Annotated in this window: 8 protein-coding genes and 6 pseudogenes; 7 read left to right on the top strand and 7 right to left on the bottom strand. The window is 50.5% G+C overall.

Annotated elements, in window-relative coordinates; all coding sequences use genetic code 11:
• Positions 1-4: 4 nt before the first annotated feature.
• The 3 genes and pseudogenes from AACL06_RS08415 to rpoE form a co-directional block, all read right to left on the bottom strand.
• The gene (locus tag AACL06_RS08415) at positions 5-337 is read right to left on the bottom strand and encodes a VOC family protein (RefSeq protein WP_339036791.1); all 333 of its coding nucleotides are present in this window, start codon (positions 335-337) and stop codon (positions 5-7) included.
• Positions 338-494: 157 nt separating this feature from the next.
• Positions 495-1135, bottom strand: a pseudogene (rseA, locus tag AACL06_RS08410) (anti-sigma-E factor RseA).
• A 30-nt stretch (positions 1136-1165) separates the two neighbouring features.
• Complete coding sequence (rpoE, locus tag AACL06_RS08405; protein WP_339038362.1) at positions 1166-1741, bottom strand: RNA polymerase sigma factor RpoE; 576 nt, start codon at positions 1739-1741, stop codon at positions 1166-1168.
• 219 nt (positions 1742-1960) lie between these two features.
• On the opposite strand from rpoE, the pseudogene nadB reads away from it, so the two are divergent.
• A pseudogene (gene nadB / locus AACL06_RS08400) lies at positions 1961-3347 on the top strand (L-aspartate oxidase).
• Between the two features lie 340 nt (positions 3348-3687).
• On the opposite strand, the gene AACL06_RS08395 reads toward nadB, so the two are convergent.
• Positions 3688-4047: a methyltransferase gene (locus tag AACL06_RS08395; protein ID WP_339036789.1), complete on the bottom strand. Its 360-nt coding sequence runs from the start codon at positions 4045-4047 to the stop codon at positions 3688-3690.
• 215 nt (positions 4048-4262) lie between these two features.
• Between AACL06_RS08395 and srmB the strand changes: the two genes are divergently transcribed.
• A complete protein-coding gene (gene srmB / locus AACL06_RS08390; protein WP_339036787.1) occupies positions 4263-5585 on the top strand; it encodes an ATP-dependent RNA helicase SrmB in 1323 nt (440 codons plus the stop codon).
• A 243-nt stretch (positions 5586-5828) separates the two neighbouring features.
• Here the strand turns inward: srmB and AACL06_RS08385 are convergent.
• Positions 5829-5909 (bottom strand): annotated as a pseudogene (locus tag AACL06_RS08385) (autonomous glycyl radical cofactor GrcA); the annotation flags it as partial.
• A 343-nt stretch (positions 5910-6252) separates the two neighbouring features.
• Here AACL06_RS08385 and ung point away from each other — a divergent pair.
• Positions 6253-6927 carry a uracil-DNA glycosylase gene (gene ung, locus AACL06_RS08380; RefSeq protein ID WP_339036785.1) on the top strand — a complete coding sequence of 225 codons (675 nt, stop codon included), beginning with the start codon at positions 6253-6255 and terminating at the stop codon, positions 6925-6927.
• Positions 6928-7042: 115 nt separating this feature from the next.
• On the opposite strand, the gene grpE is transcribed toward ung, so the two are convergent.
• A complete protein-coding gene (gene grpE, locus AACL06_RS08375; protein ID WP_339038361.1) occupies positions 7043-7636 on the bottom strand; it encodes a nucleotide exchange factor GrpE in 594 nt (197 codons plus the stop codon).
• 126 nt (positions 7637-7762) lie between these two features.
• Here grpE and nadK point away from each other — a divergent pair, with 126 nt between their 5' ends.
• The 4 genes and pseudogenes from nadK to AACL06_RS08355 all read left to right on the top strand — a co-directional run bounded on the left by nadK (position 7763) and on the right by AACL06_RS08355 (position 12092).
• Positions 7763-8641 carry an NAD(+) kinase gene (gene nadK / locus AACL06_RS08370; RefSeq protein WP_339036783.1) on the top strand — a complete coding sequence of 293 codons (879 nt, stop codon included), beginning with the start codon at positions 7763-7765 and terminating at the stop codon, positions 8639-8641.
• Positions 8642-8726: 85 nt separating this feature from the next.
• Positions 8727-10366 (top strand): annotated as a pseudogene (gene recN, locus AACL06_RS08365) (DNA repair protein RecN).
• 356 nt (positions 10367-10722) lie between these two features.
• Entirely contained in the window at positions 10723-11049 is a 327-nt protein-coding gene (gene bamE, locus AACL06_RS08360) for an outer membrane protein assembly factor BamE (RefSeq protein ID WP_339036781.1), read from the top strand.
• 66 nt (positions 11050-11115) lie between these two features.
• Positions 11116-12092: pseudogene (locus AACL06_RS08355) on the top strand (IS5 family transposase).
• Here the strand turns inward: AACL06_RS08355 and AACL06_RS08350 are convergent.
• A pseudogene (locus AACL06_RS08350) lies at positions 12054-12200 on the bottom strand (integrase arm-type DNA-binding domain-containing protein); the annotation flags it as partial. The pseudogenes AACL06_RS08355 and AACL06_RS08350 sit on opposite strands and share 39 nt — an antisense overlap.
• Between the last annotated feature and the right edge of the window lie 92 nt (positions 12201-12292).

The raw sequence follows: 12292 nt of genomic DNA, 5'->3' as shown, positions 1-12292 counted from the left end.
AGTGTTATTTACCAAGGCCGTCACTGGCATGTTTATTCTCGATGAGTTCGATTTTATAGCCATCTGGATCTTCGATAAAAGCGATGACGGTGGTGCAACCTTTGACTGGGCCGACTTCACGGATTATCTTGCCGCCGACGCTACACAAGTGGTCACATGTGGCCGCGACATCGTCGACGCCCAGCCCCAGATGCCCGAACGCAGTACCCATTTCGTAACTGTCTACGTCCCAGTTATAAGTCAGTTCAATTACTGTACCTGCGCTTTCATCACTGTACCCGACAAACGCAAGCGAGTATTTATATTCTGGATTCTCACTGGTAAGCAGCAGACGCATTCCAAGCACCTTGGTATATAAGTCGATCGCGCGTTGCAGATCACCGACGCGCAGCTCTGTTGCAACATTGCCCCAGATTCAGCTTTCTGCACCGGGGCGACATTTGAGTGGAGTAGGCTGCCCGTCAATAGGCAAACGAAGACCCAAATTTGCTTCATTACTGCTGCTGCATTCCTAAAAAATGAGTTCCGGCGGCCTGTTGATGGTTGCCTTGTTCAAACTGCTGCTCTGAATGCAACGGCGTTGCAGCTCATAATCCTGCAACATTGCGTTAATACGTTTGCGCTGTTCCTGCACCTGCTGCTGTTGGCGACTGCCGATGGAAAAACTGTCAGCCGACACATCCAGGCTAACCGGTGACGCCTGCCCAATGATCGGCAATGTGTTAAACGCCGGTGATTCGGCTACCTCCAGTTGATTGTCCGACTGGTTGTGATGTTGTACGCCAAAAATCACCGCCAGCGAAACACAGGCCGCCATAACAGCCTGAGCAATCTGACTCACCCAGGGGCGCACTTTTTTTCAGAATGGTATTTTCTGCCAGATGTGAGATTACGGCTGAGATTCCACGATTAGAGAAGAAACACCCACTGTGGGTCCTTTCTCAAGTGAAGCAGCAACACGATCGGCGATATCAAGATGTATGAATGCTTGTCCGACATCCCCCCGTAGTGTGTAACGTATTAGGTGATAGCTCTGCCAGCTTTGTTGGAGCACCCGATCTTGCAATAGTGAACTCAACAGTTCGCTATCGAACAACTCCCCATCGATCAAAGCGGAAAGCTTTTCTTTCTGCATGCCTAAATACCATTCCTGTGCCCGCCATTGCTAACGCTGGGTTTGCGGTTGGATTTTATTATCGATAACTTCGCGTGCACGGAAAATACGCGAACGTACGGTTCCGATCGGGCATTCTATGATGGCAGCAATCTCTTCATAGCTTAGGCCATCAAACTCCCGCAAAGTAATCACCATACGAAGCTCCTCAGGGAGAGACTCAATGGTACGGAAAACTATCTGCCTTAGCTCTTCTGACAACATTAAATTCTCAGGGTTCGAAATTTCTTTCAGTGCCCCTGCGCTTTCGTAATTTTCCGCATAATTGACATCCACATCACTGGATGGCGGGCGACGTCTCTGCGCAACCAGATAATTCTTTGCTGTATTCACAGCGATTCGATACAACCAAGTATAAAAAGCGCTATCGCCCCGGAATGACTCCAGTGCACGATAGGCCTTAATAAAGGATTCCTGCACCACATCAGGTATGTCGCCCTGCTGCACATAGCGAGAAACGATACTCGCCACCTTATGCTGGTAACGCACTACCAGTAAGTTAAACGATTTCTGATCACCCTTTTGGATCCGCTCTATCAGAACTTGATCCGTTAACTGCTCGCTCATCCGAGGTAAATTCTCCCAAAATTTATCTCCCTGCGTGAAATTGTACTGCCAGCCATACATTATTTTTCTGAGCAAGCATTCGGTTGAAGGTCATATAGAACATGAATTCCATATCACCATAGTTCTTTCTATCAATGTCGTTCCATTCATGGCTTTTGCCCGGGCAATTAGGCTAACATGAATTTCACTCTTTTTCTGCACCAACCATCATCTTAACATATCAGCGATGTACTGATTGTTGGTAGCAGCGCTGAGGGCCTGTCACTGGCCCTGCGTTTAGCACAGTATTGCAAAGTTACCCTACTCAGCAAGGGGCCACTCAGCGAAGGGGCCACATTTAATGCCCAAGGCGGGATCGCCGCAGTTTATGATGAAACGGACAGCATTGCCTCACACATTAATGACACTTTGATTGCCGGAGCCGGCCTGTGCGACAAAGAAGCCGTTGAGTTTATCACTGGCAACGCGCGCCATTGCGTGCAGTGGCTGATCGATCAAGGCGTGTTGTTCGATACTGAGGTCAATCCCAAAGGTGAAGAACATTATTATCTGACGCGCGAGGGAGGGCACAGCCACCGCTGCATTCTGCCGATGCTACTGGTAAGGAAGCAGAGACCACACTAGTGGGGAAAGCAAGCACCAATTCTAATATTTGTGTGATGGAGCGCCGCAATGCAGTCGATCTGATCATCTCGAACAAAATCGGCCTACCAGGCACCCGCAGGGTAGTCGGTGCCTATGTCTGGAACCGCGAGCGGGAATAGGTAGAAACCTACCGTGCCAGAACGGTGGTACTGGCCACTGGCGGCGCAGCCAAAGTGTATCAATACACCACGAACCCGGATATCTCCTCAGGCGATGGCATAGCCATGGCTTGGCGCGCCAGTTGCCGAGTCGCCAACCTCGAATTTAACCAATGCCACCCGACCTGCTTGTTCTATCCGCAGGCGCGCAACTTCTTACTGACTGAGGCGCTGCGCGGTGAAGGCGCTTACCTCAAGCGGCCAGACTGTAGCCACTGTATGCTAGACTTCGATCCGCTCCGCGCGACATCGTAGCCCGTGCTGTCGACCATGAAATAAAGCGACTAGGCGAGATTGCATGTGCCTCGACATAAGCCACAAGCCAGCGGAATTCATTATCTAGCATTTCCCGATGATCCATGAAAAGTTGCTGGCGCTGGGATTCGATTTGACGCAGCAGCCGATCCCGATCGTGCCAGCTGCACACTACACCTGTGGCGGTGTGATAGTCGATTAACATGGCCGCACCGATCTAGACGGGTTGTATGCTATCTGTGAGGTCAGCTACACCGGCCTGCACGGAGCCAACCGCATGGCTTCGAACTAATTGTTGGAGTGTCTGGTGCACCACCAAACGGCTGGAACGCGCGCTGCGACGCATCAATACCCTGCAACCAGAAATCGACGAGTACTATGCCAACTTCCGTATCTCAAACGACTTGCTCGAACTGCGTAACCTGGTGCAGGTAGCAGCACTGATCGTGCGCTGCGCTATGGCGCGCAAGGAGAGCCGGGGCCTGCACTATACGCTGGATTACCCAGAGCGGCGACCGGAGGCATTACCAACCGTCCTGCATCCCTGAATGAATGTCGAGGGAGTACCATAACAGTGTTCTTTTTAAACTCAATAAAATAGGTAAAATTCGGTAATCAGCCAACGGAAGTCCTCGATATAGCTGCCGTCGGTCAGTTTCATGGCCAGCGCTTGCTCTTGAGGCAGCATTGGCCATCGTGTCAGCGCCAACAGCACCCTGTGTAGCGACGTATCGACGCGATCACTGACGTTCAGCTTTTTTGCGGTATTCCAGCCACGCTAATGCGCCTGACTTTCAAAGGCTGTGCCAATGTTATAGGGCAACACCACGCAGAAAATGCCCTGCGCATTAATCAACTGTTAGGCACACTTGAGCAGCGTGGCGTGAGTCAAGGTCTCTGTGCAACGCGCGTTATGGCGCGCTTGATCACGGCAGGCCTACAGCCGGTTCCAAATAAGGCGGATTGCTGACGAGTCAGATCATATTGCGCGGCGTGATGTTCGGCGTAATAATAAATATCCTGCGCGTAAACCTTAATGCGCTGCGGCCAAGGGGATTTCTGCACATTATCATCGCGCGCCTGCTCGGCAGCGACTTCGTCCAGTTCCACCGCATCGATCATCACCTCAGCAGCTGAACGCTGCGCCAGCATCAACGCAATCAGTCCGCTGCCGCTACCGATGTCCAGCACCCGCTGCGCCTGTGCCAGCGGTGCCCAAGCACCAAGCAACACGCCATCAGTACCCACTTAGCGATCGTTAGCAACAAAGAATTGCTTAAAAGTAAAACCGCCACAGCGCGGGGTAAAATTTGCTTTCGACTGATTGCTCATAATAACCACCTAGATAGAAAACTGACGTAGCATAAGGCAACCTGATTTATGGGAAAAGAGTTGCTTTCCGCTTAATAGGTGAAGAACACAGCCAACCCGTCTATAATTGGCACCCCAAGTAGAGGTAGACTATGACAGTAACCCATTTTTCCGAACTCGAACTCGATGAACGCCTGATCCTCGCACTGCATGATAAAGGCTACGATCGCCCCACTGCTATCCAAACTGAAGCGATCCCACGCGCGATGAACGGGCACGACGTATTAGGCTCGGCTCCGACCGGCACCGGCAAAACCGCCGCATTTTTGCTGCCCGTTTTGCAGCATCTGCTGGATTTTCCGCGTAAGAAGTCTGGCCCACCACGCGTTCTGATCCTTACCCCGACACGTGAGTTAGCAATGCAAGTGGCCGATCAAGCGCGTGAATTGGCGGCACATACCTCGTTGGATATCGCCACCATCACCGGCGGCGTAGCCTATATGAACCACGCAGAAGTGTTCAGCGAAAACCAAGATATGGTGGTCGCTACTACTGGCCGTCTACTGCAATATATCAAAGAAGAGAACTTCGATTGCCGCGCGGTGGAAACCCTGATCCTCGACGAAGCAGACTGCATGCTCGACATGGGCTTTGCACAGGACATCGAAATCATCTCTGCCGAAACCCGCTGGCGCAACCAGACGTTGCTGTTCTCCGCCACGCTGGAAGGCGAGGCGATCCATGAATTCGCTGAACGCATTCTGAAAGAGCCGGTGAAAGTGGAAGCTGATCCTTCGCGTCGCGAACGCAAAAAAATCCTGCAATGGTACTACCGCGCCGATGACGTGCAGCACAAAACAGCGCTGCTGGTGCACCTGCTGAAGCAGCCGGACGTGCAAAAATCAGTGATCTTCGTGCGCAAGCGCGAGCGAGTGCATGAGCTGGCCATCTGGCTGCGTGAAGCAGGCATCAATACCTGCTACCTCGAAGGCGAAATGGTGCAAGCCAAGCGCAACGAAGCGGTAAAACGCATGATGGACGGCAGGATTGATGTGCTGGTCGCCACCGATGTCGCCGCACGTGGTCTGGATATCATTGACATTACTCACGTATTTAATTTCGACATGCCGCGCACCGCCGACACCTACCTGCACCGCATTGGCCGCACCGGCCGTGCCGGGCGCAAAGGCACCGCCATTTCACTGGTTGAGGCACACGACCACCTGCTATTGGGCAAAGTGGGTCGTTACCTAAATGAACCATTGAAGCCACGGGTGATCGACGAACTGCGGCCAAAAACCAAAGTGCCAAACGAGAAAAGCAACGGTAAACCTTCAAAGAAAGTGCTGGCCAAACGTATGCAAGACAAAGCGAAAAACAAAGAAAAAGCTAAGGTGAAAGTGCGACATCGCGATACCAAAAATATCGGCAAACGCCGCCAAGCCAAGGCTAAACGTGAAAAAAACGCGGAATAACGCCAGCCTGGCGTTCAGTGTACTACCGAACCAAGGCCGTGCTAGTCATCAAATATATCGTCCTATTTTTATGCGCTTCTTTATGGTATTAACGGCTATGCGTGGTGCGTAAGCCCTTTCGTTTAGCAGCTAAATGGCTACTGTAGTTGTCAGCAGGATTCGTAACTCGGGCGATTGTCTTTGCGCAGAATATGTTTCAGACCCGATCCCCTGATTGCCGCCAATAAAAAAGGGACCAAAACTTGCTCGCTGACTATTCAGTAACCAGAAAGAATTCACCAGCGCCTGGTCTTTGGCTTTGGTAATTTGAATATCAGTAATCATTTTGTTGCTGCCATACCAGGTCGAAAATTTTACTTCATGAGAAAACCCAATTCTGGTTTCAACCAGGTGGCAAGACAATTGTTGCCTTATCGTCTTGTATAACGGCATGGCCAGATCAATTCTTTGATTAATATAAATTTCTTCTTGTCAGATACTGTAGATATAGGAACATGTTTATGTTTTATATCAATTTCCCTGACCAGCCTTTAGCAATTTTTTTGTAAATTATCAAAAATAATTGCATGACGTAGACCAGAAGAAAACAAAAAGTGGGTTTTGCCATGTTAAACGACAGGGTAAGCTATAGCCAATGAATTACTAACGAAAACAAAGGAAAGCGTTTATGTCCACCTCCCTCACCTGGCATGACGTTATCGGCAAAGAAAAAGAGCAGCCCTATTTTGTTGAAACACTCGCCTTTGTTGCCGCTGAACGTCGGGCTGGTAAAACTATTTATCCACCGCAGAGAGATGTATTCAACGCTTTCCGTTTCACCGACCTGGCGGACGTCAAAGTGGTTATCCTCGGGCAGGATCCCTATCATGGCCCCAATCAAGCCCACGGCTTGTCTTTCTCCGTGCGCCCCGGCGTTCCTGCACCGCCTTCACTGATGAATATGTACAAGGAACTGGCAACCGATATTCCTGGTCTTGAACACCCAAACCACGGTTACCTACAGAGCTGGGCCGAACAAGGCGTGTTATTGCTCAACACAGTGCTGACCGTCGAAGGTGGCCGAGCGCATTCGCACGCCAATTTGGGCTGGGAAACTTTCACCGATAAAGTGATCGCTGCGCTAAACGAGAACTGTAGTGGCGTGGTGTTCCTGCTGTGGGGATCGCATTCGCAGAAGAAAGGCAACTTTATTGACCGCAAACGCCATCATGTGCTGAAAGCGCCACATCCGTCGCCGCTCTCCGCTCACCGTGGCTTCTTCGGTTGCCGCCACTTCTCACAAACCAATCAACTGCTGAAGCAACAGGGCTTGCAGCCGCTCGACTGGTTACCGCGTGCATAAAAATCCGGAAGCGAGGAACGCTTCCGGATCTGTACATAGCCCCACGAGATGGATTCAATGATTCCTAAACTTACGGGTATGTACCTAAGGTGAATTTTTCACCACACCAGCGCGCTTATGCTTTAGCTTTAGAAACCGCAACCATAGCGGGGCGCAGCAATCTGCCATTCAGCGTATAGCCTTTCTGCATCACCATCATCACATGGTTCGGCTGGTGATCGGCGGATTCAGTCAGGCTCATTGCCTGATGCACATCCGGGTTAAAGGGCACGTCGATATCACTGACGATCTCAATGCCGTACTTGTGCACCACATCCTGTAAGGACTTTAGCGTCAGTTCGATGCCTTCGATCATCGCGGTCAACTCAGGATTATTCTTATCAGCCAGTTCTAATGCAAGCTCCAGATTATCGAGCACTGGCAGCAAGTCACCAGAGAATTTCTCCAATGCGAATTTGTGCGCTTTTTCAATATCCAGCTCAGTACGCCGACGCACGTTCTCCATTTCAGCTTTGGCGCGCAGCAGGCTATCACGTCCATCACGTTCATTTTGCTGAGCTTCAAGTAACCGAGCCTCCAGCTCGGTAATACGCGCATCACGCAAATCAACGTCCTCCGCCGCCTCTGGTAGCACATCCTCGTATCGGGCCTGCTGTTCCATTTCTTCTGAGACTTGCTTGTTTGGCGCCTTTTGTTCTCTACTACTCATGAAATATCTCCGCATTTTAGCATTAATCCCGCAAACTTGGCTTATTATGGGGATCAAAAATGGGGTTTCAAGTCAATCGGTCATAATGCGGGGCATAAACTGGCTCCAGCGAGGAACATCATAACAATGAATAAAAAATTCACTTGTATCGGTATTGTTAGTCACCCGCGTCACCCTTCGGCACTAGCAACGCATGAGATGCTGTACCACTGGCTGATCGCTCGTGGCTATTGCGTGATGATTGAACGGCAAATCGCTCAGGACTTGCGGCTGAAAGACGCCATTACCGGCAGTCTGGCCGATATCGGTCAACGGGCTGATTTAGCGGTGGTAGTAGGCGGTGATGGCAACATGCTCGGTGCCGCACGTGTACTGGCGCATCATGACATCAAAGTGATCGGAGTGAATCGCGGCAACCTTGGTTTCCTCACCGACCTCGATCCCGATAATGCATTACAACAGTTGGCGGATGTGTTGGAAGGCGAATACATCGATGAACAGCGCTTCTTGCTGGAAACCAATGTGCATAAGGAACAGCAGCAGTGCCGTATCAGCACCGCCATCAACGAAGTTATATTGCACCCCGGTAAAGTAGCGTACATGATCGAGTTTGAGGTTTATATTGACGACCGCTTTGCTTTCTCCCAGCGCTCCGATGGTCTAATCATCGCTACCCCGACCGGTTCCACGGCCTATTCGCTCTCAGCCGGCGGGCCAATCCTCACTCCATCTCTAGAGGCCATCGTGCTCGTGCCTATGTTCCCGCACACCCTCTCCGCCCGCCCGCTTGTGATCAACAGCGACAGCACCATCCGGCTGAAGTTTTCTCAGATGGGCAACGATCTTGAAATCAGTTGCGACAGCCAAATCTCCCTGCCTATTCAAGAAGGCGAAGAAGTATTGATACGCCGCAGTAATTTTCACCTTAATCTTATTCATCCGAAGGACTACAGCTATTTCAACACGTTAAGCTCAAAACTGGGCTGGTCAAAAAAATTGTTCTAACAATCTCCTCAACCACTTTACTGTATATAAAATCAGTATATACTGTACTAAACTACAGGGTTTATCCATACACAGGAAGGTACTTATACAGGCGCAATTGACCAGCAGCAACCTTGCGATCGTTCGTGAGTTAGAAATTGATCTTCAACCAGGCATTACAGCGATTACCGGTGGAACCGGAGCTTGCAAATCCATTGCCATTGACGCGTTGGGTCTGTGCCTCGGTAACCGCGCCGATGGCAACGTAGTGCGCCTGGGACCCACCCGCGCCGACATCTGTGCCCGCTTCTCACTGGCGGATACCCCTTCAGCGCGTATATGACTAGAGCAGAACCAGCTCGACGACAGCAACGAATGTCTGCTACGCCGCGTTATCAACACTGATAGACGCTCGCGCGGCTTTATCAACGGCACCGCCGTACCCCTATTGCAATTACGCAAGCTGGGCCAACGTCTGATTCAAATCCATGGTCAACACGCCCATCAGTTGCTGCTCAAGCCCGACCATCAGAAAGAACTGCTCGATGCTTATGCCGATGAACCTGCCTTGCTGGCGGAAATGCGCTAAGCCTACCAACGCTGGCACCAAAGCTGCCGCGAGTTGACACACTTTCAGCAACAATCCTCCGAACGCAAAGGTCGCATACAGTTACTTCAGTACCAGTTGAGAGAGCTAAACAAATTTGCGCCACAGGCCGGGGAGTTTGAGCAAACCGAGGCCGAATACAAAAGCCTAGCCAACAGCAGCCAGCGGCTGACCATCAGCCAGCAAGCCCTGTTTATGTTTGCTAAAGATGAAAAGCACAATATACTTAGCTAACTTTACAGAGCCAAACACCTGTTGACTGATCTGGGCGCGATGGACAAAAAACTTAGCGGCCTGCTGGAGATGCTCGAAGAAGCCTCTATTCAGATCACCGAAGCCAGCGATGATCTACGCCATTACGTTGATTATATGGATCTGGACCCCAACCGTCTGCACGAACTGGAGCAACACCTATCACGACAGATCAACCTCGTACGCAAGTACCATGTGATACCGGAAGAGCTACTACAACTGCATCAGCAGTTACAGGACGAAAAACAGCTTCTGTCACAGCAGGAACATGATCATGAGCATCTCAGCAAGGCGGTCACTTTACACCATTAGCAGGTACTGAACCTGGCGAAAAACTGCACCTGAAACGTCTACAGCATGCGGCTGAACTTATGCAGGCACTTTCCATGCCGCACGGCAAATTCAGTATCGACATGCGTTTCGAGCCGAAGAACCTGAACGCCGAAGGTGCCAGCCACACCGAGTTTTATGTTTCCACCAATCCGGGCCAACCGCTACAATCATTGACAAAAGTGGCTTCCGGCGGTGAACTATCACGCATTGCACTCGCCATCCAGGTAATCACCGCTCATAATATGGAAACCCCAGCGTTGATTTTCGACGAAGTAGACGTGGGCATCAGTTGACCAACCGCAGCAATTGTCGGCCGCCTGCTACGTCAACTGGGCGAATCCACTCAGGTAATGTGCGTGACGCACCTGCCGCAAGTAGCGGGATGCGGACATCAGCACCTGTTTGTCAGCAAACAGACTGACGGCACAGAAACCGAAATACAGATTGCACTACTGGATAAACGCGCCCGTTTACAAGAATTGGCGCGTTTGCTCGGCGGCAGTGAAATCACCCGAAATACCTTGGCAAATGCAAAAGAATTGCTTGCCGCATAAATCTGACGTTGCCGCTATTTACCTAATAGATTTAAAAGCGGCAAGTGAACGCAACCCTACAATAATTCGAGCCTATCCAGTGGGTGCACACTTTTGCAGCCAGTTTGCATACGGGCAGCGCGCAACCACCATAACGAACATGGAGTACGTGAGGAGAGTGGGCACTGCGTAGATCCAAGATCTAAAATGGCAAATAGAATAGCCTAATGGGATAGGCTCTTAGTTAACCAAGCGCCTAGAATAGGAGCGGGAAGCCAACGTGGTAGCCATATAAAAGATGAAAGGTATAAAGGGTTTCTCATTGCAGCAAGGTCTATTATCATCGGCACACCATGCCCTTAAGGAATGTGATTACTATGCGCTGTAAAACGCTGACTGCCGCTGCTGTGGTTCTTGTGATGCTGTCTGCTGGCTGTTCTACTTTTGAGAAAGTGGCTTATCGGCATGACATCAACCAGGGGAACTACCTAACACCGACCGATGTGGCAAAAATTCAAAAAGGTATGACCCAGCAGCAGGTCGCTTACACATTGGGTACTCCAATGCTACAAGACCTATTCGGGACTCAAACGTGGTTCTATGTATTCCGCCAACAACCTGGTCATGAAGGTATTACTCAGCAAACTCTGACGTTGACCTTCAACAGCGTGGGCGTATTGACAGATATTCAGAAGCGTTGTTGAATAAATCGAACATTTGGCCGGCACGCGGATCCGATCACTCTCCTTCTGTCAACATAGCGATATTCCGTGGCCCAGCAAAAGTTCAACATCACCAACTGGAAGGCTTACAACAACGCCCTTATCACTCTTTCTCGGTGGATGAAACGGCACTTCACGCTTGGTACTGCGAGGCAAAACCTTCTCGGCGTGGTCGCCGACCACATTATTCCGATATGGCAATCACCAGCGTATTGATGCTGAAACGGATTTTCGGCCTGACACTTCGCGCTTCGTCGACTCCATTGTCACACTGATTAAAGTGCCGTTGAACTGCCCGGACGACACCTGCATCAGTAAGCGGGAAAAGTCCGGCCATGTCCCGTTTAAAACCCCAACGCTGGGTGAAATTGCGCACCTCGTTATCGACTCTAGCGGGCTCAACGTGTTGGGTGAAGGGGAGTGTAAGGTAAAAAAACACGGTCAGGAAAAACGGCGGATCTGGCGAAAACTGCATTTGGCCGTAGATACAGAAATACATGAGGTCATCTGTGCTGACTTTTCCTTGAGCAATGTCACCGATACCGAAGCCTTCCCAGGTCTCATCCGTCAGAGGTACCGTAAAATCAAAGTCGCCTCGGCGGATCGGGCTTAGGATATGCGAGTGTGTGATGATGAGTTAAGGCGCAAGAAGCTCAGGGCGTTAATACCGCCTAGAAGCGGAGCCCGTTATTGGCTGATAATACTATGCAGAGCGAAATCAAGCGGTGGCGAACCAACGCGTTACCGGAGACAACACACGGTGGAAAAGTATCACAGGCTACCACCGACGTTCGATAGCGGCAACAGCGAGGTACAGAGTAAAACAGCTATTTGTTGGTCACCTGTCGCTGCGAGATTATCATGGGCAAGTTGCAGAGGCGCTGGCCATGATCTGTGCATTAAACAAGATGCCGCTCGCCGGTATGCCAGAAATATGCCCATTCAGGGGACTCTTTATTCCAAATCCGATTTATTCAACAAAGCCCCGCATACCTGAAATACCAGTTTTTCTTGCCACCCTTTGAGGGGGGTGCGATTCGCAGAATCAAGCAATCACCGTAAAACAAGTTGATTTATTTGTCTGAAGGTTTGGTGCTTTTGATTTCAGTATCCGTGAGTTTTTTGCGAGTTATGCCATTTTGGGACCCTCAAGTTTTGGACCTTTTGTGTTGGGTCCCCAAATCGGTGCCATAACAAGTAGCTTCTAGCAATTCTCGGTAGACTA

Source organism: Serratia symbiotica (Periphyllus acericola), from assembly GCF_964019515.1.
In the GTDB taxonomy this organism is placed as follows: Bacteria; Pseudomonadota; Gammaproteobacteria; order Enterobacterales; family Enterobacteriaceae; genus Serratia; species Serratia symbiotica_D.
Note: the sequence above shows the minus strand (reverse complement) of the source record. Positions and strands in the feature narration are given on the sequence as shown.